At 65.2% G+C, this 24,695-nt stretch carries 25 protein-coding genes; 12 read left to right on the forward strand and 13 right to left on the reverse strand.

What is annotated here, in order from left to right:
- Positions 1-127: 127 nt before the first annotated feature.
- The 8 genes from VFA60_06070 to rpe all read right to left on the reverse strand — a co-directional run bounded on the left by VFA60_06070 (position 128) and on the right by rpe (position 11,285).
- On the reverse strand, positions 128-964 hold the full coding sequence (locus VFA60_06070; GenBank protein ID HZQ91338.1) for a type III pantothenate kinase: 837 nt from the start codon (positions 962-964) through the stop codon (positions 128-130).
- A gap of 127 nt (positions 965-1,091) precedes the next feature.
- Positions 1,092-2,081 carry a biotin--[acetyl-CoA-carboxylase] ligase gene (locus VFA60_06075; GenBank protein HZQ91339.1) on the reverse strand — a complete coding sequence of 330 codons (990 nt, stop codon included), beginning with the start codon at positions 2,079-2,081 and terminating at the stop codon, positions 1,092-1,094.
- A gap of 217 nt (positions 2,082-2,298) precedes the next feature.
- The gene (gene nadC, locus VFA60_06080) at positions 2,299-3,177 is read right to left on the reverse strand and encodes a carboxylating nicotinate-nucleotide diphosphorylase (GenBank protein HZQ91340.1); all 879 of its coding nucleotides are present in this window, start codon (positions 3,175-3,177) and stop codon (positions 2,299-2,301) included.
- A 122-nt stretch (positions 3,178-3,299) separates the two neighbouring features.
- On the reverse strand, positions 3,300-6,230 hold the full coding sequence (locus VFA60_06085; GenBank protein HZQ91341.1) for a valine--tRNA ligase: 2,931 nt from the start codon (positions 6,228-6,230) through the stop codon (positions 3,300-3,302).
- A gap of 165 nt (positions 6,231-6,395) precedes the next feature.
- The gene (locus tag VFA60_06090; protein HZQ91342.1) at positions 6,396-6,887 is read right to left on the reverse strand and encodes a VOC family protein; all 492 of its coding nucleotides are present in this window, start codon (positions 6,885-6,887) and stop codon (positions 6,396-6,398) included.
- Between the two features lie 217 nt (positions 6,888-7,104).
- Positions 7,105-8,745, reverse strand: a complete 1,641-nt coding sequence (locus VFA60_06095) for a response regulator (GenBank protein HZQ91343.1) — start codon at positions 8,743-8,745, stop codon at positions 7,105-7,107.
- Positions 8,746-8,966: 221 nt separating this feature from the next.
- On the reverse strand, positions 8,967-10,505 hold the full coding sequence (locus tag VFA60_06100) for an outer membrane protein assembly factor BamD (GenBank protein HZQ91344.1): 1,539 nt from the start codon (positions 10,503-10,505) through the stop codon (positions 8,967-8,969).
- Positions 10,506-10,610: 105 nt separating this feature from the next.
- Complete coding sequence (gene rpe, locus VFA60_06105) at positions 10,611-11,285, reverse strand: ribulose-phosphate 3-epimerase (GenBank protein HZQ91345.1); 675 nt, start codon at positions 11,283-11,285, stop codon at positions 10,611-10,613.
- Positions 11,286-11,456: 171 nt separating this feature from the next.
- Between rpe and VFA60_06110 the strand changes: the two genes are divergently transcribed.
- From VFA60_06110 to dps, 5 genes are all read left to right on the forward strand, one after another.
- Entirely contained in the window at positions 11,457-12,431 is a 975-nt protein-coding gene (locus tag VFA60_06110; GenBank protein ID HZQ91346.1) for a type I phosphomannose isomerase catalytic subunit, read from the forward strand.
- Between the two features lie 188 nt (positions 12,432-12,619).
- On the forward strand, positions 12,620-13,732 hold the full coding sequence (locus VFA60_06115; GenBank protein HZQ91347.1) for a mannose-1-phosphate guanylyltransferase: 1,113 nt from the start codon (positions 12,620-12,622) through the stop codon (positions 13,730-13,732).
- Positions 13,733-13,776: 44 nt separating this feature from the next.
- Positions 13,777-15,219 carry a phosphoglucomutase/phosphomannomutase family protein gene (locus tag VFA60_06120; GenBank protein ID HZQ91348.1) on the forward strand — a complete coding sequence of 481 codons (1,443 nt, stop codon included), beginning with the start codon at positions 13,777-13,779 and terminating at the stop codon, positions 15,217-15,219.
- Between the two features lie 61 nt (positions 15,220-15,280).
- Complete coding sequence (locus tag VFA60_06125; protein ID HZQ91349.1) at positions 15,281-15,724, forward strand: transcriptional repressor; 444 nt, start codon at positions 15,281-15,283, stop codon at positions 15,722-15,724.
- A gap of 86 nt (positions 15,725-15,810) precedes the next feature.
- On the forward strand, positions 15,811-16,377 hold the full coding sequence (gene dps, locus VFA60_06130; protein ID HZQ91350.1) for a DNA protection during starvation protein: 567 nt from the start codon (positions 15,811-15,813) through the stop codon (positions 16,375-16,377).
- A 309-nt stretch (positions 16,378-16,686) separates the two neighbouring features.
- Here dps and kdsB read toward each other — a convergent pair whose 3' ends face one another.
- Genes kdsB through VFA60_06145 form a run of 3 tightly spaced genes read right to left on the reverse strand, consistent with a single transcriptional unit; the run spans position 16,687 to position 18,640 of the window.
- Entirely contained in the window at positions 16,687-17,418 is a 732-nt protein-coding gene (gene kdsB, locus VFA60_06135; GenBank protein HZQ91351.1) for a 3-deoxy-manno-octulosonate cytidylyltransferase, read from the reverse strand.
- A gap of 12 nt (positions 17,419-17,430) precedes the next feature.
- Positions 17,431-17,949 (reverse strand): GNAT family N-acetyltransferase, encoded by a 519-nt coding sequence (locus tag VFA60_06140; protein ID HZQ91352.1) that lies wholly within the window; start codon positions 17,947-17,949, stop codon positions 17,431-17,433.
- A 37-nt stretch (positions 17,950-17,986) separates the two neighbouring features.
- Positions 17,987-18,640, reverse strand: a complete 654-nt coding sequence (locus VFA60_06145; GenBank protein HZQ91353.1) for a hypothetical protein — start codon at positions 18,638-18,640, stop codon at positions 17,987-17,989.
- Between the two features lie 59 nt (positions 18,641-18,699).
- Here VFA60_06145 and VFA60_06150 point away from each other — a divergent pair, with 59 nt between their 5' ends.
- The 5 genes from VFA60_06150 (at position 18,700) to VFA60_06170 (ending at position 22,140) form a co-directional block, all read left to right on the forward strand.
- Positions 18,700-20,043, forward strand: coding sequence for a 3-deoxy-D-manno-octulosonic acid transferase (locus tag VFA60_06150; GenBank protein ID HZQ91354.1), 1,344 nt, complete (start codon positions 18,700-18,702; stop codon positions 20,041-20,043).
- Positions 20,040-21,026: a tetraacyldisaccharide 4'-kinase gene (gene lpxK, locus VFA60_06155; protein ID HZQ91355.1), complete on the forward strand. Its 987-nt coding sequence runs from the start codon at positions 20,040-20,042 to the stop codon at positions 21,024-21,026. Before VFA60_06150 ends, lpxK begins: the two co-directional genes overlap by 4 nt.
- Positions 21,023-21,559, forward strand: a complete 537-nt coding sequence (locus tag VFA60_06160) for a DUF4440 domain-containing protein (protein ID HZQ91356.1) — start codon at positions 21,023-21,025, stop codon at positions 21,557-21,559. The genes lpxK and VFA60_06160 overlap by 4 nt, the downstream gene beginning before the upstream one ends.
- A 213-nt stretch (positions 21,560-21,772) precedes the next feature.
- On the forward strand, positions 21,773-21,943 hold the full coding sequence (locus VFA60_06165) for a hypothetical protein (GenBank protein HZQ91357.1): 171 nt from the start codon (positions 21,773-21,775) through the stop codon (positions 21,941-21,943).
- Between the two features lie 2 nt (positions 21,944-21,945).
- Positions 21,946-22,140: a hypothetical protein gene (locus VFA60_06170; GenBank protein ID HZQ91358.1), complete on the forward strand. Its 195-nt coding sequence runs from the start codon at positions 21,946-21,948 to the stop codon at positions 22,138-22,140.
- On the opposite strand, the gene VFA60_06175 is transcribed toward VFA60_06170, so the two are convergent.
- A complete protein-coding gene (locus VFA60_06175) occupies positions 22,137-22,325 on the reverse strand; it encodes a hypothetical protein (protein ID HZQ91359.1) in 189 nt (62 codons plus the stop codon). The genes VFA60_06170 and VFA60_06175 overlap by 4 nt on opposite strands.
- Position 22,326: 1 nt before the next feature.
- A complete protein-coding gene (locus VFA60_06180; protein HZQ91360.1) occupies positions 22,327-22,830 on the reverse strand; it encodes a hypothetical protein in 504 nt (167 codons plus the stop codon).
- 107 nt (positions 22,831-22,937) lie between these two features.
- Here VFA60_06180 and VFA60_06185 point away from each other — a divergent pair, with 107 nt between their 5' ends.
- Together VFA60_06185 and VFA60_06190 are read left to right on the forward strand one after the other, a co-directional pair.
- Positions 22,938-24,080: an AAA family ATPase gene (locus tag VFA60_06185; GenBank protein ID HZQ91361.1), complete on the forward strand. Its 1,143-nt coding sequence runs from the start codon at positions 22,938-22,940 to the stop codon at positions 24,078-24,080.
- A 2-nt stretch (positions 24,081-24,082) separates the two neighbouring features.
- Complete coding sequence (locus VFA60_06190; protein HZQ91362.1) at positions 24,083-24,691, forward strand: hypothetical protein; 609 nt, start codon at positions 24,083-24,085, stop codon at positions 24,689-24,691.
- The last annotated feature ends 4 nt before the right edge of the window (positions 24,692-24,695 follow it).

Raw genomic sequence — 24,695 nt, forward strand, 5'->3', positions numbered from 1 at the left:
GTACCGTAAGCGCATCGTCTGACAGAAAGGTTCAGGCGCTGCACTCGTGCCCGAAAGAATACCTCAGCGGCTGAAGCCGAATGTCGGCGCGATTGACGGCGCGACTGAAAGCGGCGCCCCTCCGCAATCAGCGTGCCTTTTTGGCGGCTTGCTGGCCGCGCGAAGCCTGCGGCGCACGTCCCGCCGCCGCATTCCGCTCCCAGATGATGCGCAATCCATCGAGCGTGAGCAGCTCGTCCACCTCGGTGATGTACTTCGACGCGCTGCCGATCAGCGGCGCCAGTCCGCCCGTCGCGATCACCTTCGGATTTCCGCCCAGCTCGGGCAGCATGCGCTCCAGGATTCCGTCCACCAGCCCGAGGTATCCGAAGTAGAGCCCCGACTGCAGGCTGCCCACCGTCGTCGTGCCGATCACGCGGCCGGGATTGCGGATTTCCACCCGCTGCAGGCGCGCGGTGCGGCTGAACAGCGCATCCGCCGAAATGCCGATGCCCGGCGAGATCACGCCGCCCATGTATTCGCCCTTGGCGGAAACGGCGTCGAATGTGGTCGCCGTGCCGAAGTCCACCACGATGCACGGCCCGCCGTACTTCTCGAAAGCCGCCACGCCGTTCACCACGCGGTCGGCGCCGACCTCCGCCGGATTCTCATAGCGCACCGGCATGCCGGTCTTCACGCCCGGCTCGATAAACAGCGGCGCCGTGCCGAAGTATCGCTCGCACACCTCGCGCAGCGTTGGGTCCATGGGCGGCACGACCGAAGAAATCACGATGCCGTTCACCGCGCGCGCGTCAATATTGCCCATCGCGAACAGGTTGCGGAACAGCACGCCGTACTCGTCCACCGTCTGCGTGCGCACCGTCCCGACGCGCCAATGCGCCACCAGGCGGCGCGCTCCGCCCTCAGGCCCGGAGAAAACGCCCAGCACCGTGTTCGTGTTGCCGACATCGAGGACCAGAAGCATCGGGTAATTGAGAAATTGAGAAAGCCGGTAAATGAAAATCGAGGACCGCTACTTTGTGACCTTGGCGCCTTCGTGTCCTTTGTGGCTGGCTCTTGATTTGACTTTAACCGATTACCCGATTTCTCAATTACGCAATCGGCCTGACTCCTCCCGAAATCACCGTCCGCACGCCACCGGCGGTCTTCACGCGGAGAAATCCGCGCTCATCAAGGCCGTCGGTGGTGCCTTCAAAGCCGCCGTTCTCGTCAACCCGCACCTGCTTGCCGCGCGCGTAGCTGGAAGCCGCCTCGAAGCGCGGCAGCACATTTTGCACGCCGCCGGGGCGCTGAAAATCGGCGTACATGCGGTCGAGCGATTTTAGCAAAGCCGCCGCGAGCTCCACGCGCGACCACATGCGTCCCGACGCCATCCGCAGCGACGTCGCCTGGCCGCGCAGCTCCCGCGGAAACTCGCGCTGGTTCACATTGATCCCGATGCCGGCCACGGCGTAGCGCACGCGCGTCACCTCGGCGCTGATCTCGGTGAGGATGCCGCAGAATTTCTCTTCGCCGAGCAGCACGTCGTTCGGCCAGCGCAGGTCGGGCTTGAGACCGGTCACGCTCTCCACCGCGTCAGCCACCGCCAGCCCGGCCAGCAGCGAAAGCGACAGGATGTCCGCCGGCGGCACCGCCGGCCGCAGAATCACCGAACAGTAAATCCCTGACGACCGCTCCGAATTCCAGCGATTGCCGCCGCGCCCGCGCCCCGCCGTCTGCTCTTCGGCCAGGAACACGCTGCCCTCCGGCGCGCCCGTCGCCGCCGCATCCATCGCCACTGTATTCGTGGAGCCGATCCGGAAGTAATGATGAATGTTCTTCGCCAGGCGAGTGCCTCGCAGCAGCGGCGCCAGCACGTCGGGCAGCAGAAGATCGGGGACGGTGGTGAGCTGATATCCAGTAGTCGGGCGCCCGGCGATTTCCACTCCCAGCGAGCGCAGCTGCTGCACCAGACGCCACACCGCCGAGCGCGACGCGCCAATCTCATCGGCGAGCTTCGTGCCGCTCACCACCACCATGGCGTGATCGGCGAGCAGACGCACCACGCGCCCCAGGCGCTCGTCGGTGCGTCCGTCGGGCACGGCGACCTCAGCGGGAATGCGCTTTGGCAGGGCTTTGCGGATGCGGGGATTATAGAAGAACGCTGCCGGCTTCCCGCTACCCGCTTCCCGCAACCCGGTTCTTCCCCACGAAGACACCAAAGGCGCGAGGCGATCGTCAGAAGAATCTCTTCGCTTTTTCGTGCCTTCGCGGTCAGCGGGCCGTGCGGGGAGCGGGCAGCGGGAAGCCGGCAGCGTTTTACCCCGGCGCCATGCGCATGCTCATGTCCACCGCCATGGGCGAATGGGTAAGGGCGCCGACCGAGATATACTCCACGCCGGTCTCCGCGTACGCGCGAACGTTCTCCAGATTGATCCCGCCCGAAACCTCCAGCGGAATGCGCCGCGTGTGCTGCTTCACGCGCTCCACGGCGAAGCGCACGTCTTCCACGCTCATGTTGTCCAGCAGGATGGCCTCGGCGCCGTTGCCCAGCGCTTCCTCGAGTTCGGCGATCGAGCGCACTTCGCACTCGATGGGCTGCTCGCCGCGGCGGTTCTGGTGCGCGCGCCGCAGCGCCTCGGCAATACTGCCGGCCAGCGCGATGTGGTTGTTCTTGATGAGCACGCCGTCGCTCAGGTCGAGCCGGTGATTGAACCCGCCGCCACAGCGCACCGCGTACTTGTCGAGCCCGCGCAGTCCCGGCACGGTCTTGCGCGTGTCGAGGATGCGCACGCGCGTGCCCGCCACCGCGTCCACGAAGCGCCGCGTGAGCGTCGCGATACCGCTCATGCGCTGCAGCACGTTCAGGATCACGCGCTCGCAGGCCAGCGCTACGCGGGCATTGTGCCGGACGACGGCAATCGTCTGCCCTTTGTGCAGCCGCACGCCGTCGAAAACTTCGGGATGCGAAGTGACATCGGGGTGCGACGTGACTGTTCCATCCATCACCGCGAAAATTTCCAGGATGCGCTGCACCGAGCCCACGCCGGCGAGCACGCAGTCCTGCTTTGCAAGAACGGTTGCGACCGTGCGCTGCTGCGGATCGATGCACGCGTAGGTCGTCGAGTCGCGCGTCGCCTTGTCCTCGGCGAGCGCGTTCTCCAGGATGGCGGTGACGCGATGGCTGTGCCAGTTCATTTCTCTTGAAAACCGCTGTGGGCCCGTAGTTCACGACGCAGCACGAAGGCCCTTCGGCATGTGGCTCGGCGCCCCACGGACCTCGCCGCGTCCCTAATTTACCCGATGACCCGATTAGGCAATTACCCGATGGCGTCCAGCGCCCGCCGCGCCTTCTCGATCAGCACGGCCAGCTCCGCCGCGCGCGTGCGCAGGCCTTCCACCACTTTCGGCGGCGCCTTCGCCAGGAAACCATCGTTCGCCAGCTGCGCCGCCGCGCGCAAGGCCTCGCCCTCGAGCTTCGCCAGCTCTTTCGTCAGGCGCTCGCGCTCGGCGCCGGCGTCAATCTTCTTCTCGTAGACGAGCGCCACATCGAAGCGCGCCGTGCTTCGCGAGCCCGCCTGCTGCGAGAGCGGCTGCGACACGAACTCGACCGCCTCCACGTTCGCCAGCTTCTCCAATGCCTGCCGGTTGGCTTCGACCAGTTTGCGCGTCGTGGTGTCGGCAAACACGCGCACCGGGACCTTCGCGCGTGTTTCCACTTTCTGCTCGGTCCGCAAGTTTCGAACTGCGACGATCAGGTCAATCAGGACCGCCATCTCGGTTTCGGCGGCGTCGTCGATCTGCTTCGCGTCGGCCTGCGGGAAACTCGCCAGCGCAATGGACTTCAGCGGCGGCTTGCCGTCGTACAGCGCGTGCCAGATTTCCTCCGTCAGGAACGGCATGAACGGCGCCAGCAGCCGCAGCGCCGCCTCGAACAGCGAGGCCAGGTTGTTCAGCGCCGCGCGCGTCGCCTGCTTCGCCGCGTCGTCTGTGCCCGTGTTCAGCCGGAGCTTGGCCAGCTCGATGTACCAGTCGCAAAACTCGTCCCAGAAAAAGTGGTAGACGCCGAGCGCCGCCTCGTGAAAACGATACTCAGCCAGCGCCGCATTGCACTGCTCGGCCGCGCGCGAAAAACAGGACGCGATCCACCTGTCCTCAAGCGTGACCGGCTGGAAGCCCGGGATTCCGGCAACGTTTCGCGAGGCCTCCGAACTGCTCGCCCCAAACTCCGCCAACTCCCACGCGCCGCTCTCTTCCGCCTTGTCCACGTGCATGAAGAGGAAGCGCGCCGCGTTCCAGATCTTGTTGGCAAAAGCGCGGTAGCCTTCCGTCCGCGACTCGGAAAATGCAATGTCGGTCCCCGGCGCGGCCATGGATGCCAGCGTGAAGCGCACCGCGTCGGTCCCGAAGCGCTCGATGATCTCGATCGGGTCCACCACGTTGCCCTTGGTCTTCGACATCTTCTGCCGCTCGGCGTCGCGGACCAGGGCGTGGATGTACACCTCGCGGAAGGGCGCCGTGTCGTTCGTCTTCTCGGCTTCGCGCGGACCGCGCGCCGCGCCGCTCGCCACCTTGACCGCCGCATCCTGCCGGTGATCGCGCATGAAGTGACAGCCCAGCATGATCATGCGCGCCACCCAGAAGAACAGGATGTCGAAGCCCGTGACCAGCAGCGACGTGGGATAAAACGCCTCCAGGTCGCGCGTCTTGGCAGGCCATCCGAACGCGGTGAACGGCAGCAGTCCCGACGAGAACCAGGTGTCCATCACGTCGGTGTCTTGCGTGAGCTTCGCCGAGCCGCACTTCGCGCACGACTTCGGCGCCTCGCGCGCCACAATGATTTCGGCGCATTCGCCGCAGTGCCACGCCGGGATGCGGTGGCCCCACCACAACTGCCGCGAGATGCACCAGTCGTAGATACCGGCCATCCAGTTCAGGTAGATGGCCTTGTAATTTTCCGGCGTGAAGCGGATCGAGCCGTCTTCCACCACGCGCCGCGCGCGCTCCGCCATCGATGGCCCGCCCGATTTCGGCTGCTTGTTCACCGCCACGAACCACTGCGTGGAAAGCCGCGGCTCAACCACCGTCTTGCAGCGATCGCACTTGCCCAGCGCGTGCATGTGGTCGCGCACGGCGGCCAGCAGTCCCGCCTCGCGCAGCTCGTTCACAATTTTTTCGCGCGCTTCGTAGCGATCCAGTCCGGCGTAGCGGCCGGCGTTGGCGTTCATGCGCGCCACTTCGTCCATCACATCAACCTGCGGCAGGTTGTGGCGAAGCCCGGCCTGGAAGTCGTTGGGATCGTGCGCAGGCGTCACCTTCACCGCGCCGGTGCCGAACTCGGGATTCGCCAGCTCGTCGAGGATGATCGGGATCGAGCGCGTCACCTCGTTTCCGAGTGCGTCTTTGCGGACATCGGCCGCCAGCGGCAAGCGCACGCGCCGCCCATGCAGACGCCGGTAGCGGTTGTCAGCCGCGTTCACCGCAACCGCCGTGTCACCCAACATCGTCTCCGGACGTGTCGTCGCCACCGTGATGAACTCACCGCTTTCATGAGCGTGCCCCGTGTTCACGCCGGCTTCATCGGCGCTAACGTGGGGAAACGACGGTTCCACGGGATACCGGATCTCGTAAATCTTGCCCACCACTTCGTCGTGCACGACTTCCAGGTCGCTGATCGCCGTCTGGCATCGCGGACACCAGTTCACGATGTACTTCCCGCGATAGATCAGCCCGTCTTCCCACAGCCGGACAAAGGCCTCGCGCACTGCCGGCGAGAGCCGATCGTCCATGGTGAAGTACTCGCGCGACCAGTCCACCGAGTCGCCCAGGCGCTTCATCTGTTCCAGGATCGCCCCGCCGTACTCGGCCTTCCACTTCCACACGCGCTCCACGAATTTTTCGCGGCCCAGCTCGCGCCGTGCAACGCCCTCGCTGGCCAGCTGCCGCTCCACCATCATTTGCGTGGCGATGCCGGCGTGGTCCGTGCCGGGCAGCCACAGCGCGAGCGCCCCGCGCATGCGGCGCCAGCGCGTGATGATGTCCATCTCGGTGTGGTTCAGCATGTGCCCCATGTGCAGCCGCCCGGTCACATTGGGCGGCGGCAGCAGCAGCGTGAAGATGTGCGGCGCTTGCTCGGGATTGGAAACCGGACCGGGCGTTTCGACGTGGAACAACTGCTCGCCGACCCAGTATTCGGCCCAGCGCGCCTCAATCGCGCCCGGGTCGTAGGCTTTTGGGAGATCGTGGGGCATGTGTCGGCGAATCGCGACGGCTGGCAAGAACGCGCAGAGACGTTGCCTGCTACGTCTCCCAGCAGCGACGCGGGAATTTTTCAGTGTAAAGGACGGGAAAAAGAGGGGTCAAACAGAGCGGATACTGGTCAGACGCCGAACTTCGAAGGTCCGATTCTTGACCGGCTACTTCACCTTCTTCCATCCGCCATCAGCCTGCGGGATCCAGCGGACGCCGCGCATGTCGAGCCACTCGCCCATCGTCTTGCCCCGGGGCTCGGAGCCGATGCGCAGCACGTTGCCGTTAATGTCTTCGACTTGCATTTCGTAGGCCCACCAGTAGTTGGTGGGCGCGTGGCGGATCTTTGCGCCGCTGCGCCGGTACTCGGCGAGGACGGCGTCCACGTCGCTCACCCCGATCCACACCCAGCCGCCGGCGTGCCCCTGGTCGCCCTCGCAGAGGAAGATTTCGCACTCGTCCCGCTTCACCGAAGCGAAGCTCGGCGAGTCCCACAGCATGCGGAAGCCGAGCACGCGGACGTAGTGATCGATGGCAGCCTTCAGGTCGGCCACGCGCAGGATCGGAGTCATGCCGCCGAAGCAGATGCCAGGTTGCGAATTGGAAGCCTTCGGATCGGGCGCCTTCGGCCCGGCTGATTTTGTTTCTGCGGATGACATGGCGATCGCCTCACGTCGGCTGCAGCAATCCTACACTCGAATCGCGGAAACCCGCGCTTACGGCGGCCGCGTCCAACCGGACAGGGACGGGCGGAGTCCGCAGGTGGCGCGAGCCGCCAACTCGACGCTTGGGCTGTGAGGCTGCGCATACCGATCGCGCGCGGCCAGGACCTCGGTTGCTCTGTGTCTCTGTGGTGGATTGGTGGATGTTGGGCGGCTAGCCCTTCAGCTCGCGCATCACTTCCGCCACGATCTCGTTGTGCAGGCGGGCGAGGGCGCGCTGCACGGCGCGGCTGACGGCGTCGGTCTGCGGATCGGCGCCGCCGCTGGCGGCAGCCTCGGTGGCGATCTGCGCGCTGCCGGCGGTGAGCGCTGCCGCCAGTTCCGATACCAGGTGCGGATCGGGAACAGTCGCGGCGGCGGCCGGGGCGGGCTCCGCGACCGGCGCCAGCGCAGCTTCTTCGTGTACCGGCTCATCGTGCGGCGTTGCCGGCAAGTGCGCGATGGCGGCGTGGAACTCCTCGGCCAGGCGCACGCGCGCGGCGGTGTCGTCAGGAAAAGCGTGGTCGGCCGCCCAGGTTTGCGGAGGCGCCGGGGCCTCCTCGGGCGCGGGCGTCTCGGCGGGAGCGGCTTCCGCCGGCTCGGCGGCGCCGAAGCGCGTGGTGAACTGCGCCATCTCGGTGGCGTCGGTCACCAGCGCCGGATCACGCGCGGGCGGAGCTTCGACCTCCGAGGCCTGCATCGTGGATTCGAGTCCCGCTTCCGCGACGGCGTCAACCGGCGCCGGCGGCGGCGATGTGTACTCAACCTCGGGGTCCTTTGCGGGCGCGGGCGGCTCGAGCACGGCGGGTGCAGGCGCGGCTTCCAGTTCGATCTCGGGCGCGACGGGAGGCTCGATGACGGCCGCGTCGTGCACGCCGCTGCCCACGGTGAACTCGCCCGCCGCGGAACCCTCGTACGCCGGAGGCGCAGCTTCGCCGCCAGCGGCCGCCGCTGCAGCGGCTGCGATGATTGCGGGCGGCTCAATGGCCTCGGTGCGGAAGCGCGTCTCGCGCGGCGGCGCTGCTTCATCGGCCGGCGGCGCCACAGACGCTTCAATCGACGCGGTCGCTTCCGCGTCAGGCACAACCGGACTCGGCGCAGGGACCGGTTCGGGCGCCGGCGGCGCCGGTACGACGATCTCGTGAAGCGGCTCGGCGAACCACTGCGAGCCCTGCATCGCTTCGGTGATCACGGCAGACGCGGCGCTGCCCGCGTCGGGCGCCGGCATGCTCGGAATCGTGACCGGCGGCTCGTCGGGAGGAAGCTCGAAGGCGGCCGCCGCGGCCACTTCTTTCGGCACTTCGATGGTCTCGGTTCGCGCAGGCGCAGGCTCCGGCGGCGCTTCCTCGGCCGAAGGAGCTTCCACCGCGAATTCCAGGGGCGCCATCTTTACGGTTTTTTCGAAGTCGGCCGGCTTACCCTTGGGCGCGCCTTGGGCATCGGGCAGCACTCCCAGTCCCGCCGCCAGCTTCTGCACCGCGTTGAGCAGGTCGGTGGCCTCGAAAGGCTTCACGATCACGCCGTCGGCCCGGACCTTGTGGCCGTCTTCTGCCTTGTAGGGTTCGAGCTTGCCGACGGTGAGCAGCACCGGCAGCGCCGCGCGGTCCGCCTTGGCTTTCTCGCAGACCTCAAGGCCGGTGTAGCCGGGCATGTAGACGTCGAGCACCAGGATGTCGGGCTTCTCGCTGGCGATCTTCTTCATGGCGGCGGCGCCGTTGCTCACGGCGACCACCTTGTAGCCGGCGTCGGTGAGGATCTTCTTGCCCATGTTCTGGGCAGTCATGCTGTCGTCGGCCAGAAGGACCTTGAGACTCACGGCGTTTTCCTTGGGATTTCCCGGGGAGCAGTGTGCAAAAGGTACTGTTTATCGGTATCCAAGTCAACGCGAATACCCGGCGTAGGGAAAGTTACTTAGGGCGGCAGACCGCCGATTACGCGAACTCCCATTTCCGCGCCAGACGCCGCGCCGGCAGGAAAAGCACGACCGAGAATTCGCGGGTCGTGCTGATTGCGCGACCCGGCTGAGGACTGGGATACCTAAAAGATAATCAGCTTCTTCTTTTTCTTCCTCTTCGAAGTGGACTCGGTCTTCTTGTCCACCTTGCCGGATGTGGACGAGCTCGGGGCCGAGCTGGCCTGGTCCGCCGGCTCCTGTGCCGCCTCGTTTATCTGCGTGGGCGGGGGCAACGGTGCGGGCTCATTGGCCGCCGGCGTCGCTGCCGCCGGAGCCGAGTTTGCGGAAGGCGGACGCGCTGCCGGCGCAGCAGGTGCGCTGTTGGCTGGCGCTGCAGGCCCGCTATTGCCGGGCGCTGCCGGCGCCGAGCCACCGGTCACCGGCAGGTCTTCGATGCCGGTCTGGTTCGACGATGGCGCCGAGTTCGAGCTGGAGCCACCGGTCGGCGGCGCGACATTGGGCGCCGGCGTCGAAGGTTGAGCTTCTTCGGTTCGCGGCGTTGCCTCGTTCGGAGGCGGAGCGCCGCGGCCCACGGTCTCGACCGAGACGCTGTGGTTGTCGCTGTCGCCTCCCATGCTGCCGACGGCGGTGCGCTCGGCGCGCTTCATGATCTCAGGCGCGCTGGCTTCTTCGCCCGGATTGAGCGACGGCTCTCCAACATGCGCCGCCTGCGCCACGTCAGGACGGCGCTTGAAGTTCAGCATGACCTTGCCGACTTTGCCCGTTTCGCGGCGGCTCTCTTCTTCCGCCCTGTTCTGCGCGATGGCTTCGGCGGTGGGAGTAGGCACCGGCCGGTGCAGTGCGGTCAGCCGCTCCCGCGCAGACTTGGCTTCCTCGCTGATCGGATAACGGTTGATCAGCCGGGTGTAGGCTTCGGCGGCGCTTTTGGTGAAGTCTTCGATCAGCCGGCCCTTGGAAACTTCAGCAGCTCGGCCCGCGCGAATAAGGTCGATTTCCTTTTCGTAGGCGTTGCCGAGCATCAGCAGGGCGCTGTCGGCGCCGCTATAGAGCGGATAGTTGTCGGTGAGCGAGCGCAGGCGCGCGATGGCCGCGGGATACGACTCACGCAGGAAGTAGAACCGCCCGATGCGGTACTCGCGCTCGGCCAGCACCTCCTGCACGTCGCGCAGCTTCTGCTTGGCTTCGGGAACCAGTTTGCTGTCGGGATACTGCTGCAGCAGCTGCCGGTACTCCTCTTCCGCGCGCTTGGCGTGGGTGAAGTCGCGGTCCGGCTTCTCCATCTGTTTGTAGTGGATGGTAGCGATCTTCAGCTGCGCCTCGGCCGCTTCCGGCATGTTGGGGAAGAAGGTTTCAAAGTCGCGGTATTCGATCTCGGCCTGCTGCAGCGCAGTGGTGGTGCCTTCGGCGTACCAGGAGTCGCCCACCGACAGCTTGGCGCGTGCCACGAACTCGGAATCGGGGTAGGTGTTGATCAGGGTCTGTAGCGTGAGGCGTGCCACGTCCCACTTGCCCTTGCGCATCGCCTCCATGGCCCGGTCGTAGAGGACCTTGTCCGGCTGCTTGGAATTGACGTTGGCAATGGGATTGGAAACCTTATGGTGACAGCCGGCGGTGAGCAGCGCGACGGTTCCCAACAGGCAGGCACTAATCAGACGACGCATGCAGCCTCTCAGAATCTTTGTTGCCGGACCGAGCTACTGCTAGCTTGGATGTCCGGGTGGCGCCCCGGGCAACCCGGCTCCTGCCGGATTGAACGGTCAAAATCGCTAAACTTTCACCAGCGTCGCCTCGCTGGCAGCCTTCAGCAGGCGGCGGGTGTTCTCGGCCGGGTCTCCCTCGCCGAAAACGGCGTTCCCGGCCACCAGCACCTCGACCCCGGCGCGGACGGCGTCGGCTATGGTAGCCAGCCCAATGCCGCCGTCAATCTCAATGCGGAAACTCAGCCCACGCCGCTGGCGCTCTGTGGCCAGCTTCATCACCTTGTGCAGCACCCCGGGAATGAACTTCTGCCCGCCAAACCCGGGATTCACCGACATGACGAGCACGTAATCCACCAGGTCGAGCACCTCGCTCAGGAACTCGGCCGGCGTTGCTGGATTGACCACCACCCCCGCGCGTACCCCGTGGCTGCGCACCAGGTTGAGCGTGCGGTTCAGGTGGACGGTGGCCTCCTGGTGCACCGATATCCAGTCTGCGCCAGCATCCACGAATGCCGGAATGTACAGGTCCGGGTTCTCGATCATCAGGTGGACGTCAAGGGGCAGCCGCGTGGCCTTACGCAACGACGCCACCACCGGCGGCCCGATGGTGATGTTGGGCACAAAGTGCCCGTCCATCACGTCCACATGCAGCAGAGTGGCGCCCCCCTCTTCCACCGAACGCACTTGTTCGGCGAGACGGGCAAAGTCGGCCGAGAGGATGGAAGGGGCAAGCTCGATCACAGCGCTTCTCTGCCTGGGCTGCTGAAGATCAGGAACTGAGTCTCTGGCTACGGTATGGAAAATTCTAGCATGCAACACTTGCAATTTTCGGGGTCAATCCCCGGGAAGCCCGCAGCCCTGCCTCTATAATCAAACCGCTTAGCGGGCCGGGTTTCCGCCGCTGGAAGGGGCATGAGCGAGCTGTATCCATTGCTGCTGGAGCCGCAGTTCAAGACGCGCCCCTGGGGGACGCGCGACCTGCGGCCCGTCTACTCACGTCCGGTCGTCGGAGAGCCCATCGGCGAGGCGTGGCTCACCGGCGAAGACTGCCGCGTGACCAATGGTCCGCTGGCCGGCGCCTCGCTCGCCGAACTGAGCCCGCGCTTTGGCGCGGATTTGATCGGCACGGCGGCGCCGCAAGCGCGGCGGTTTCCCCTGCTCATCAAGTTTCTGTTCCCCCGCGAGAAGCTGAGCGTGCAGGTGCATCCCGACGACGAGTGCGCGCGCGGCTCGGGGCTTCCCTGCGGCAAGACCGAGTGCTGGTACGTGCTCGCCGCCGAGCCCGGCGCCTACGTCTCACTCGGCGTGAAACCGGGCACCACGCGCGCCGACATGGAGCGCGCCATCGCCGAAGCCCGCGCCGAGGAGCTGCTGAACCGCGTTGACTTGTCGCCCGGCGATCTCATCTATGTGGACGCGGGAACGGTGCACGCCATCGGGCCGGGCTCGGTCCTGGTGGAGACCCAGCAGAACTCCGATACCACCTATCGCCTGTACGATTATGGGCGCGGGCGCGAGTTGCACGTCGAGCTGGGCCTGGCGGCGATGAAACCGCAAACTCGCGCGGGGAAAGCAAAGCGCGCAGCGCAATCGAATGGATTGGTCACACTGGTCAACTCACCGTGCTTCCGCGTGGATAAGTACACGCTCAGCGGCGCCCGCGAAATCGGTGGTTCCAGCGGCCGCAGCGTGCAGATTGTCGTCGCGCTGGAAGGCTGCGCGGTAATTTCCGCTCCCGGAGCGCCGGCGGCCTCCGTGGCACGCGGTGAGGCGGCGGTGATTCCGGCCTCGGTCCCCAAGGTCAGCGTGAAGCCGCAGTGGCAGGCGGAGCTGCTGGTGGCGTCGTTGCCGGAAGCAGGCGCCGTTCATCCCGAGATCACGCAGTGAGTAGTGGAGGCTACAGCTTTTGTTGTGGGGTGGAGCAGGGCTTGAGCCCTGCGCAGAACGTAAGACCAGGAGGCCGGCGGCTTCGGCCGCTGAGGTACCCGGGGCCTGAAGGCCCCAATTGGGGTGATACCTGATATGCAGGCCTGAAGGCCTGCTTCGCCCAAAACTTGAAACTTGAAGCTGCTTTCTTGAAACTGTCGTTCTATCCCGTGATTCTTGCCGGCGGGCGCGGCACCCGGTTCTGGCCGCTCTCGCGCCGCCGCCGCGCCAAGCAACTGCTGGCGCTCGACGGCCCGCGCAGCATGATCCAGCAGACGGTAAGGCGGCTCGAGCCGCTGGCGCCGCGCAATCGCTTCTGGATCATCACCAACGATGACCTGCTCAAGCCGATCCGGCAGCAGGTGAAGCGCGTTCCCGCGCGGCAGATCATCGCCGAACCTTTCGGACGCAACACGGCCCCGGCGATCGGCCTGGCCGCGTTCATCCTGCTCGCGCGCGATCCGGACGCCATCATCGGCATGTTCCCCTCGGACCACGTCATCTCCGACGAGAAGCGCTTCCGCGCCGCCGTGGAGCGCGCCGCCGCCATCGCCGCAGAAGGCGAAAATATCGTGGTGATGGGAATCGAGCCCTCGCGTTCCGAGACCGGTTACGGATACATCGAAGCCGGCGGCGCCATGCCCGGCGGCCGGCTGCGCGTGCGGCGCTTCACCGAAAAGCCCGACGCCATCACCGCGCGCGAGTTTCTCGTCGCCGGAAATTATTTCTGGAACAGCGGTATGTTCATCTGGAGCGCGCGCACGCTGGTCAACGCGCTGCGCGAGCACCTGCCGTCAACAGCGGCGGTACTGGAGAAGATTGCCGCCACCTACGGCACCCGTCGCTTCGAGCGCACGTTCGCGAAGCTGTATTCGCAGGCGGAAAACATCAGCGTGGACTTCGCCGTGCTCGAGCCGCGCTCGGCGCGCGGCGAAGGCGCTTCCGGGATTTACTGCCTCCCGGCTGACTTCGGCTGGAACGACCTGGGCTCGTGGACGGCGCTGCACGAACACAAGTCCGCGGCGCGCCCGATGGCGGCCGAAAACGGCAACGTGATCGAAGCCGCCGGCGAGCTGCTGCTGAATGCGGCCGGCAACTACGTCCACGCGCCGGGGAAATTCGTTGCTGCCGTCGGCGTGAAAGACGTGGTCGTGGTCGAGACCGACGACGCCTTGCTCATCACCACGCGCCAGCACTCGCAGGACGTGGCCAGGATCGTGAAGCAGCTGGATGAGAAGAAGAAACTCAGGAAGTTAACGTGAGCGCTTGCTCCCGAAATCCCGAACGCTTCGGGATGTAAATACATATGACCCAAGACATCAAATTCGGCACCGACGGATGGCGCGGCGTGATCGCCGACGACTTCACCTTCGAAAACGTGCGCGCCGTCTCGGCGGCCATCGCCGCCTACGTGCGCAGGAATGAAGACGCCTCGCGTCCTCTGCTCATCGGTTACGACACGCGCTTCGGCTCGCGCCGCTTCGCCGAACTGGTGGCCGAAAAGTTCGTCGCCGCCGGGCTCAAGGTGCAGCTCGCCAACGATTACACGCCCACACCCGCACTCTCGTACGCCGTGAAGCATCGTCAGGCCGCCGGCGGCGTGATGGTCACCAGCAGCCACAATCCGTGGAGCTGGAACGGCATCAAGTTCAAGGAAAAATTCGGCGGATCGGCCACGCCCGCTGCGCTCAAGAAGATCGAGGCCGAGCTGTATGCCAATGCCGATCCGAGATTCCCCGGCGGCGCGCTCACCGAAGTGGACTTCAAGCCCGACTACGTCGCCGCCATCACACAGTTCGCCGACATGGCGAAGATCGAGAAAGCCGGCTTTCGCTTCGTCATCGACTGCATGTACGGCGCCGGCCGCAACGTGCTCGCCGGCATCTTCAGGCAGCGCGGCGTCGATCACGTGCAGATTCGCGCCGAGGTGAACCCGCTGTTCCCCGGCATCAATCCCGAGCCCATCGAGCCGCACGTGCGCGCCGCGCAGGAGGCGGTGGTGCGGGAGAAGGCGCAGGCCGGCTTCATCACCGATGGTGACGCCGACCGCATCGGCGCCGTCACCGAAGACGGCACGTTCGTGGACGCGCACAAGTGCTACGCCGTGCTGCTGCAGTGGCTGCTGGAATACAAGAAGTGGCCGGGCGCGGTGACGCGCGCGTTCAACACCACGCGCATGCTCGACCGCATCGCGAAAAAGTACGGACGCGAGCTGGTCGAGCACGGCATCGGCTTCAAGTTCGTCACCGAGGTCGTGCTCTCGGGAAAAGAAGTGCTGATCGGCGGCGAGGAGTCGGGCGGCATCGGCATCCCGCGCCACCTGCCCGAGCGCGACGGCATTCTGAACTCGCTGCTGCTCGCCAACGCCATGGCTGACAGCGGAAAGACCCTGGGCCAGCTCGTCGCCGGGCTGCAGCGCGAGTTCGGCGAGCACCACTATGGCCGGCTCGACATGAAGGTGGCCGACGACGTGAAGCAGTCGGCCATCGCGCGCGCCGCGGCTGCGGAGACGAAGCAGCTTGGCCCGTTCAACGTCCTGCGGAAGGAGAACCTCGACGGCATCAAGTTCTATCTCGACGCTCCCACGAACGGTAACGGCGCCGATGCCTGGGTGCTGTTCCGCGCCTCCGGCACCGAGCCGCTGCTGCGCGTGTACTCGGAGGCGTCATCGCCGGCGCTGGTGAAGCAGATCCTGGGCGAAGCGGACGTGTTCGTGAACCAGGGCACGCCCGCGCACGCGGGCGCCTGAGCCGCGCGGGCATGAATTACGGCTGACAACCTGTTCGATAATCCTTATCATCCGATATCGCATGCAGTCGCAGTCCAAGGTCCGGGAGCTTTGCCGGGTGCACGGCCTGGCGGCCACGCACCAGCGTGTGATCATCTACCGCGCGGTCACTGCCCGGCCGGGCCACTACTCCCCGGAAGACGTTTACAACCTGGTGCGCCGGCAGATCCCCTCGATCTCGCTGGCCACCGTTTACAAGAACCTGAAGACGTTCGTGGCGCACGGCATGCTGCGCGAGCTGCATCCCGGCGCGGGCCCGCTGCGCGTGGATCCCACGCTGGAGCGGCACCATCACCTGGTGTGCACGCGCTGCGGCGCGGTGCGAGACGTGGCGAGCAGTTGGCTGGTTCCCGTTCGCGCTCGCCGCCCGGCGCCGCGCGGCTTCCGCGTGCGTGAATTCAAAGTGGACGCGCTCGGCCTGTGCCGCAAATGCGCCCGCAAGCGCAGTCCTCGCTCACGAAGCTGACCGCAACGCCACGACGCCGCCGCTGACTTCTGGGACGCCGACCGGTCCCCATCAGCAACCCAAGTTTCCCGAAAGGAGGAATTGTTATGGCGCGTGTTGCCCGTGAAATGGTGGTGAAGGCGGGAGTCGACGTGGAGAAACTGCTCGACCTGCTGGTGAAAAACGCCTCCGCTGAACTGACCACGTATTACTACTACACGATTCTGCGCGTGAACCTGATCGGCACCGAAGGCGAAGGACTGAAGGAGATCACCGAAGACGCGCGCATCGAAGACCGCAACCACTTTGAAGCTCTGGTGCCGCGCATCTACGAACTCGGCGGAAAAATTCCCGACGACATGAAGGTGTTCCACGACATCTCGGCCTGCCCGCCGGCGTCGCTGCCGAAGGACCCGACGGACATCCGCTCGATGCTGGAAGTCCTGGTGAAGGCGGAACGCTGCGCGGTGGCAGGCTACACGAACATTTGCAACATCACCGCCGGCAAGGACCATCGCACCTACGATCTGTCGCTCGCCATCCTGCATGAGGAGGTGGAGCACGAGGCCTGGTTCTCGGAATTCCTGGGGGAGGGACCGTCGGGCCATTTCCGGCGTTCGGGCACGGGATCCGAGCGGAACTCGCCTTACGTCTCGAAGTTCCTGCCCCACTAGTGAATCTCGAGCCACTGCGTCATCGGGTCATTGGACCCTGGGATTCGTCTCAAGGGTCCAATGACCCGATGGCCCGATGTTCCCGGATCACACGCGCAGGCCGCCGCCGGCCAGGATGTCTTCGCCCGTGATCCAGCCTGACTCGTCCGAGGCAAGGCCGGGGGAGGTCTACCACTTAGTGAGCTGCTTCAGGTAGGCGCGCCACACGTCGCGGCGCAGGCGCAGGTGGGCGAACTTGGCATGGCGCCGGACTTCCACCAGCCCGGCGTCGGCCACTGATGCGCTGCATCTGCCGGCGCGTCATGGTGATCATCGCGGCGCGCGCTCCAGCAGCAGCGTCTCCACGCGCTGCGCGTCCTCTTCGGTGTCCACGCCGATGGTGTCGAAAGGCGTCTCCGCTACGTGGATGGCGATGCCGTGCTCGAGAAAGCGCAACTGCTCCAGCCGCTCCGATTTTTCCAGCGACGACTCCGGCCAGTTCGCGAAGCGGTCGAGCGCGCCCTTGCGATATCCGTAGAATCCCAGGTGCTTGAAGTAGCGCGCCACGCCCGCCGCATCGCGATCGAAGGGAATGGGGGCGCGCGAGAAATAAAGCGCGCGCCCCGAGCCGGTGGCCACCACCTTCACGGCGTTGGGATTGGCGACATCGTGTGCCGCGCATGGCGTTTTCAGTGTGCCCACCTGGACGTCGCTGCGCGCCATCAGCTCCAGCAGTGCGGCAATGTGCTCGGGACGGGTGAGGGGCTCATCGCCCTGGATGTTGAGGTACACGTCGGCCGGAACGGCGGCGGCCACCTCGCGCACCCGCTCGGTACCGCTGCGATGCGCGGCGGAAGTGAGCCTTGCGCTCCAACCCTGGCGGCGGCACAGCTCCACGATCTCGTCCGCATCGGTGGCGACGATCACGTCGGCCAATCCAGGCGCGGCGCGCGCAGCCTCATACACCCAGGCGAGCATCGGACGTCCCGCGATGGGGCGCAGGACTTTTCGCGGCAGGCGGGTGGAGGCCAGCCGCGCCGGAATCACCGCCACGGCGCGCATGGATGCTCTAGATTACAGATTCGCCCGCGAACCTGACCGCAAATTTTTCGCGAACTCGTGGAGCGGCATGCCGTAGAAGTCGGCCACGTGTCCGGTGCGGGCGTAGCCGTGCTTTTCATAAAAACGGATGGCGCGCTGAAGAGGTTCGGTCGTATCGAGCGTCACGCGGCTGCAACCGCCGTCGCGCAGCTCCTCTTCGGCACGATCAAGCAGTTGTGCGGCGGCGCGCCCGCCCTGGCACTGCGGCAGGACCGCCATGCCGCGCAGATGGCCATCGCTGCCGCCAGGCTGGACCTCGCAGCCGATCGTGCCGACGATCTTGCCGTCTGGCGCGATCGCCACGAACAGCGACATGCGCGCCAGGCGCTTGTGGACGGTAACCGGATCGAGCACCGTGTCGCGAAACGCCCCTTCGGTGTACTGGCTGCGGTAAGGCTCGAATGCGGCGTGCAGGCAGCGCAGCACGGCCTGGGCGTCGGAAAAAGTGGCGCGCCGGATCAGGCAATCGCTCGCTGGCCGCGAGGCCTGCATGGCAGCTGGATGCAGTCGCGCTCAGGTTGGACGCAAATCAACGAACTGGGGTGGAAAGGTACTTCTCCATCGGAATTTCGAAGTACCAGAGCTCGTCGCCGTCGCCGTTCTTGACGCCGGTGGCGTACAGGCGCGCGCCGGAAAGCGGGCGGCTGATGCCTGAAACGTCAAAGAAAACGAACCCGGAGCGCGTTTTGTGCGGTTCCACGGCGCGGGCGCGGAACATGGCGCCATCCACCTCGTCACGCTCGCTGCCGCGGACGGTGGGCTTCGGGGCCCGGCGCGGCAGCGGCACCGGCGATGTCCGCGGGCTGTCGGGCCGCTTGATGCTGCGCTGGATGGCGCGGTAGATGTCCTCTTCGGTCGCCGGGTTGATCTTCACTTTGTCGGCAGTGATCAGTTGCAGCTTCATCGAGGTCAGTGCGATCGGGTTGTCGCTGTCGTTCGTCACCACCAGGAAAACCGGCAGCAGCCCGTGCTCGAGGAAGCGGATGCTGAACACAGACGCTTCCTTGTCCGGAAGATCGTAGGGATCGGCCGCAAAGGTGACGCCCTCCTGCGTGTGCTGGTCGTGCGCCGGGTAGCTGGTGGCTGGGCTAGCTTGCGGCAGGACGAAGTCCCGGGCCGCGTTGAGCGCGGTGGCGCGGGCGAAGAGCACCAGCGCGATCAGAATGGCACGACGGCTGCGCACCCGCTCATTATCAGGGCGGGCGCGGGAATGAGACAAGCGCGGCGATACAATGGCGCTCGATGTACTTTCTCTACAGCCTGGCCGCGGGCGCCGCGGCGCTGCTGCTGGCGCCGTGGTGGCTGTGGAAGATGCTGCGCCACGGCAAGTACCGCGCCGGACTGAGCGAGCGGCTGGGCCGTGTCCCCGAGCGGCTCGCGCTTCGCCGACAAAATGCGCCACCGCCGGTCTGGATCCATGCCGTCTCGGTCGGCGAAGTGCTCGCGATGAGCCCGGTCATCGCCGAGCTGCGGCGGCAGATGCCCGAGCGCCGCGTCTTCATCTCGACCACCACGCGTACCGGCCAGAGCTTGGCGCGCGAGCGCTTCGGCGCCGGGAACGTTTTTTACTTTCCCCTGGACTTTGCCTTCGCCATCCGTCCCTACTTGCGCGCGCTGCGGCCGGCGCTCGTCGTGCTCGCCGAAACCGAGTTCTGGCCTAACTTCCTGCTGCTGGCACATGCGTCCGGCGCAAGGGTCGCGGTGGTCAACGCGCGCATCTCCGACCGCTCGCTCCCCGGATACAAGCGCTGGCGCGGACTGCTGCACCGCATCCTCGGCAATGTGGATGTGTTTCTCGCGCAAAGCGGCGAAGACGCGCGCCGTCTGGTTGAGATCGGCGCCGAGGCCGCGCGCGTGAGCGTGGCGGGAAATTTGAAGTTCGACGCCGGCGCTTCCAGCGCGAGCGTTGCGCCGCTGCTGCGCAATGCCATCCAGGGGAACGCCGAGCGCGTGATCGTCGCCGGCAGCACGCTGGCGGGCGAAGAGGAGATCGTGCTCGCCGCGTTTCGGCAGGTCTTGGCGGCTCGTCCCGCTTCGCTGCTGGTACTGGCGCCGCGGCATCCGGAGCGATTCGCGGCGGCCGCCGACTTGGTCGCGGCTTCCGGCCTGCGGCATTGGCGGCGGACGGCGCTCAACGAAAGCACGGAACTCTCCGGCGGCGTCCTGCTGCTCGACACCATCGGCGAACTGGCCGCGCTCTATGAGTTTGCCGATGTCGCGTTCGTCGGCGGCAGCCTGGCGCCTGCTGGCGGACACAATGTGATCGAGCCGGCGCGGCATGGCATCGCGATCCTCGTCGGCCCGCACACGGAAAATTTCCGCGACATGGTCGCCACCTTTCAGCGCGCCGGAGCGCTGCGCGTAGTGACCGGGCAGGAGCTTGCGCCCACTCTGTTGCATCTTCTCGAACACGACGGTGACCGGCTCAACCTGGGCGCGCGCGCCAAGCAGGTTGTCGACGAAAACGCCGGCGCCACGGCGCGCACCATCGCCGCTCTCGAGAGGCTGCTGACAGCAAACGCCGCCGCGCCGGCTGCCGCCACCGGGAGCGCCCGTGTGCCCGCCACGCGCGAGGTTGCCAAGTGAGCGTGCTGTCCGGGCTTTACGCGGCGGGCGTGGCGGCGCGCAACGCGCTCTACGACCGCGGCACGCTGCCGGCGCGCAGGCTGCGCAAGCCGGTGATCAGCGTAGGCAACGTCGCCGTGGGCGGCGCGGGCAAAACACCGTTCGTCATGCTTCTGGCTGAGCTGCTCGCCCGGCGCGGCCTGCGCTGCGACGTGCTCACCCGCGGTTACGGCCGGGCCAGCCGCGGCGTCGCCGTCGTGGACGTTGCAGGTTCGGCGCAGCAGTTCGGCGATGAGCCGCTGCTGATCGCGCGCCGGCTGAAGGTTCCGGTCATCGTCGGCGAGGACCGCTACGCCGCTGGCCTGGAAGCCGAAAAACAGTTCGACTCAGACCTGCACCTTCTCGACGACGGCTTTCAGCACCGGGCGCTGGCTCGCGACTTCGATATCGTGCTGGTCACGCCCGACGACGCGCGTGACCGTGTCCTGCCGGCTGGACGCCTGCGGGAGCCGCTTTCAGCCCTGGCGCGCGCCGACGCCGTGGTGCTCGCCGCCGGCGCCGAGCCGGAACCGTTTCCGCTCGCCGGCAGGCGCGTGTGGCGGGCGCGGCGCGGCATCATCCCGCCGCGCGGCGCGCCGCAGCATCCGGTGGTGTTCTGCGGGATCGCGCGGCCGCAGAATTTCCTGCTGCAGCTGCGCAAGGCGGGCGTCGAACCGGCGGCCGAGGCCAGCTTCCGCGATCACAACCGTTATTCCGAGCGCGATGTCCGCGACCTGCTGCAACTCCGAGAGAAGTCCGAGGCCGACGGCTTCATGACCACGGAAAAGGACGCCGTTAACCTGGGCGCGCTGGCGGCGCAGCTCGAGCCCATGTGCGTCGTTCCTCTACGTATGACGCTGGAAAACGCCGAGGCGGCGCTCGACGAAATGTTGCGCGTGATCGGCGAGCGCGTCCGGACCTTCAACACACAGGACACAAAAAAACACAAAGGAGTTTCGCCATGAAGCTGCGCAGGACTGCCCTTGTTTTGCTCGCGCTCGCTGTCGCGTCGTCGGCCTGGGCGCAGGTCAAGCAGAAGCCGAATTCTCCCGCGCGCCGAATGGCGAATGCCCCCAGCCGTGAGCTCATGCAGCGCATCTGGGACGCCTGGGGCACGCTCGATCCGGCCAACGCCGCGCCGTTCTACTCCAAGGACCCGCAGAACATCTACTTCGACATCACCCCAATGCAGTACACCGGCTGGGCCGCGTACGAGAAGGGCGTAAAGAACGTGCTCGCCGGCTTCAGGCAGTTCAAGGCGACCATTCCCGACGACGCGCGCGTTCAGGTGCTGGGCAACCACGCGCTCGGCTTCACCACCTGGCACGCCGAACTGGTGATGGCCGATGGAACGCCTTCGACGATGGAAGGCCGCTGGACCGTGGAGTGGGCGCGCGAGAACGGACGCTGGCTCATCGTGCACGAGCATGTCTCCGTGCCGATGGGCGGCGGACCGATGCCGCCGGGCAACAAGCCGCTGTCGCCGAAAGTGCAATAGGACTTGGCAGTCAGCAGTCAGCATTCACCCTCGGCGGTCCCCGGCGAAATGAAGGCGCGTTCGCGAAGCCGAATCGGCACTGAATGCTGACTGCTGCATGCTGACTGCTGTTTTCCCACAAATCCGCTACACCCGATTTGTGCATCGCACATACAGCCGCGCTTGCGTCGCCAGCTTCCAATCATCAGCACGCGAGATTGGAGGAGGAGAGTAATGCCAGGAAAAAAGCGCCTGCGTGGCGCCGGCAGCAAGGAACAGCGGCAGTACGAACACATCAAGCAGAGCGCTCAGCGCTCGCGACGCTACGGGAAGCGCGCCAGGGAAGTGGCGGCGCGGACCGTGATGAAGCAACACAAACGCAAGAAACACCGCAAAGGAGATTAGCCATGGCAACAGCGAAGCAACGCGCGGCGGCCCGCCGCAACATCAAGAAGGCAGCCGCGGCGCGGCGCCGCAGCGGCCGCAGCAGCAATCGCACCAGCCGCCGCCGCAAGACAGCGGCGGTCGCCGTGATAGCCAGGCGCAGGCGCGCTCGCAGGGCCGAAGGAAAGTCCGGCGGCAGCACTCGCGAGGCAGCCTAGTCCTGGAACACTTCTTGCCAGCGGCAGGCCACTCGCAAACCACGGCTGCCGCGGTCATTTCTTTGGTTGCCGTTGAGCAAATTGATAAAAGGCCAGCCAAGATCAGCCGCGGCGGATTCGCCACCCGAACGAAGGCGGCCCGCCGCGGCATTTTTTTCGCGACCCTTTGCGCCCGTGACCTTCAAGCTACACCAGGCGTGAGCGGAACTCCTGCGATGCGCCGGTGAACTTGCCGTACACCGGGTCAATGTAGGTTGGGCGCAGCACCGCCGCCGACATCGAGATCACGATGATCCCGGCCACGAACAGCGCCATCCCCAGCAGCCAGGCCGCCGGCTCGATGTCGCCGCCGATGGCGCTCCCGGTGATCCCGAGCGGCAGCCACACGGCCAGCATCGCAACGCCGATCCAGATGTTGCGCTTGCGCGCCGCAGAGTGCTGGTCGCAGAGCGGCACCACCAGGTGCATCTTCTTGCGCACGATCAGCGCCACGATGATGTAGATGATCGGGCTGATCAGGATCAGCAGGAAGAGCCACTTGTTGTGCCAGAAAAAATTCTTATCGAGCGGCTTGGTGCCGGGCGCGCCGCACTTCACGCAGAAGTTGGGCAGCGTGGCGCCCTGCGGCACGCGCAGCTCGTCACCTTCAAACCCGAGTGAAACAAGAGGTGCTGCTTGCGGAGTAGCCATAGCGCGCGAAAGCATACTCCCGTGCGGCGGGAAGGCAAAAGGAATTTCGGGGTCCGGTTGTGTGGGTATTGCGGCTCCTTCTCTACGCCGTTAAACTCACTGCACGAATGCTCGTTACACGTATCACTCTCAAGAACTGGCGGAACTTTCGACAGGTCGACGTCCCAGTTGGCAGCCGTGTTTTCTTGGTTGGTCCAAATGCCTCCGGCAAATCCAACTTCTTGGATGTATTTGTGTTCCTCAGGGACCTAGCAAAGGCCGGAGGCGGCCTTCAGAAGGCCGTCAGCGACCGTGGCGGAATTTCACGAATTCGTTGCTTGGCGGCGCGGCAGGACCCGGATGTCGAGCTCCAAATCGAACTGGCAGGGGATGACTCGGACAAGTGGACCTATTCGGTTGGTATCAAGCAGGAATCGCGAGGATACAGGCAGCCTTATCTCTCGTTCGAAAGAGTGACGCACAATGGCAGTGATGTCGTCAGTCGGCCAGACAAGAACGATCAACAAGATCCACTGCGACGCACGCAGACTTATCTGGAACAAATAAGTGCGAACTCACGCTTCCGACCGGTGGCACGCTTCTTTGAAGCGATCGATTATCTTCATCTTGTCCCACAGTTGATCAAGCACCCGGAAGCATTTGTGGGCCCCGTTTTGCCTGGGGATCCTTACGGGAAGAGCTTTCTTGAAAGGGTTGCGAGAACGCCGGAGAAAACCCGCCGCTCGCGACTTCGCCGTATTGAGGCCGCCTTGCGAATCGCGGTTCCTCAGTTGAGCGAACTCTCAGACGTGAAGGACGAGGCCGGCATTCCGCACTTGGAAGCCGTTTATCGGCATTGGCGGCCAAAAGGAGCGAAACAGCGAGAGGATCAGTTTTCAGATGGGACACTTCGACTCATCGGACTTCTATGGTCCCTGCTCGAGGGAAGTTCTTTGCTCCTGTTGGAGGAACCCGAGTTATCCCTGAACTCCGGCATTATTCGCAAGCTCCCAGCCTTAATGTACAGAATCCAGAGACAGCGGGAACGTCAGCTTATCGTCAGTACCCACAGCCCAGATCTGCTGTCGGATCCAGGAATCGGCGGTGAAGAGATGTTGCTCCTGACACCTTCCGAAGAGGGCACACGGGTAGAGTTGGCTTCGTCTAATAGCGAAATCAGAGACTTGCTTGAGGGCGGAATGAGCCTCGCGGATGCTGCTATACCGAAGACTGCACCTGAGGGATTGCCCCAATTGGATCTGTTCCAGTAAAGATGCCGATTCCAGCTAATCTGGCTGTCGAGGACGCACTCAGTGAATCAGTAATCTCTCGCGTGCTCGCTTTCGTTGATCGAGACTACGCGGTTCGCACCATATACAGTCGTGGCGGGTACGGCTACCTCAAAAAGAACATCGGAGGATTCAATAATGCCGCAAAGAGTGTTCCTTACATAATTTTGACGGACCTGAACTCCTATGGCTGTCCGCCCGAACTGATTGAAGACTGGTTAAGAGCCCCTCTGAGTGCGAATCTTATCTTGCGGGTCGCGATCCGAGAGGTGGAAGCTTGGCTCTTAGCAGACCGGCAGGCGGCCTCAAGATTTCTCGGCGTGGGGCTGGCCGCGATTCCGGGAGATCCTGAAAGCATTCGCGATCCAAAGGAAAAGTTGATCGAAATTGCGCGCGGCTCCCGAAGAAGGCAGATTCGGGACGATATCTGTCCTCGTCCGGGAAGTACAAGCAAGATAGGTCCGAACTACAACGCTGCGTTGTCCCGATTTGTTGCGAGCGCCTGGAATCCCGGCCTCGCCAGTGCCAACTCGCCCAGCTTATCGAAAGCAATTCAGCGATTGCGCGAATTCGTACCGAGTTGGGCTCGATAATCCC

This window comes from Terriglobales bacterium, from assembly GCA_035651995.1.
GTDB lineage: Bacteria > Acidobacteriota > Terriglobia > Terriglobales > Acidobacteriaceae > DASRER01.

Excerpts from the sequence above, each read along its gene's own strand:
- VFA60_06070 (HZQ91338.1), bottom strand. The coding sequence starts at position 964 with ATGCTTCTGGTCCTCGATGTCGGCAACACGAACACGGTGCTGGGCGTT.
- nadC (HZQ91340.1), bottom strand. The coding sequence starts at position 3,177 with ATGAACTGGCACAGCCATCGCGTCACCGCCATCCTGGAGAACGCGCTC.
- VFA60_06085 (HZQ91341.1), bottom strand. The coding sequence starts at position 6,230 with ATGCCCCACGATCTCCCAAAAGCCTACGACCCGGGCGCGATTGAGGCG.
- VFA60_06090 (HZQ91342.1), bottom strand. The coding sequence starts at position 6,887 with ATGTCATCCGCAGAAACAAAATCAGCCGGGCCGAAGGCGCCCGATCCG.
- VFA60_06100 (HZQ91344.1), bottom strand. The coding sequence starts at position 10,505 with ATGCGTCGTCTGATTAGTGCCTGCCTGTTGGGAACCGTCGCGCTGCTC.
- VFA60_06110 (HZQ91346.1), top strand. The coding sequence starts at position 11,457 with ATGAGCGAGCTGTATCCATTGCTGCTGGAGCCGCAGTTCAAGACGCGC.
- VFA60_06120 (HZQ91348.1), top strand. The coding sequence starts at position 13,777 with ATGACCCAAGACATCAAATTCGGCACCGACGGATGGCGCGGCGTGATC.
- VFA60_06125 (HZQ91349.1), top strand. The coding sequence starts at position 15,281 with ATGCAGTCGCAGTCCAAGGTCCGGGAGCTTTGCCGGGTGCACGGCCTG.
- dps (HZQ91350.1), top strand. The coding sequence starts at position 15,811 with ATGGCGCGTGTTGCCCGTGAAATGGTGGTGAAGGCGGGAGTCGACGTG.
- kdsB (HZQ91351.1), bottom strand. The coding sequence starts at position 17,418 with ATGCGCGCCGTGGCGGTGATTCCGGCGCGGCTGGCCTCCACCCGCCTG.
- VFA60_06140 (HZQ91352.1), bottom strand. The coding sequence starts at position 17,949 with ATGCAGGCCTCGCGGCCAGCGAGCGATTGCCTGATCCGGCGCGCCACT.
- VFA60_06150 (HZQ91354.1), top strand. The coding sequence starts at position 18,700 with ATGTACTTTCTCTACAGCCTGGCCGCGGGCGCCGCGGCGCTGCTGCTG.
- VFA60_06160 (HZQ91356.1), top strand. The coding sequence starts at position 21,023 with ATGAAGCTGCGCAGGACTGCCCTTGTTTTGCTCGCGCTCGCTGTCGCG.
- VFA60_06165 (HZQ91357.1), top strand. The coding sequence starts at position 21,773 with ATGCCAGGAAAAAAGCGCCTGCGTGGCGCCGGCAGCAAGGAACAGCGG.
- VFA60_06170 (HZQ91358.1), top strand. The coding sequence starts at position 21,946 with ATGGCAACAGCGAAGCAACGCGCGGCGGCCCGCCGCAACATCAAGAAG.
- VFA60_06180 (HZQ91360.1), bottom strand. The coding sequence starts at position 22,830 with ATGGCTACTCCGCAAGCAGCACCTCTTGTTTCACTCGGGTTTGAAGGT.
- VFA60_06185 (HZQ91361.1), top strand. The coding sequence starts at position 22,938 with ATGCTCGTTACACGTATCACTCTCAAGAACTGGCGGAACTTTCGACAG.
- VFA60_06190 (HZQ91362.1), top strand. The coding sequence starts at position 24,083 with ATGCCGATTCCAGCTAATCTGGCTGTCGAGGACGCACTCAGTGAATCA.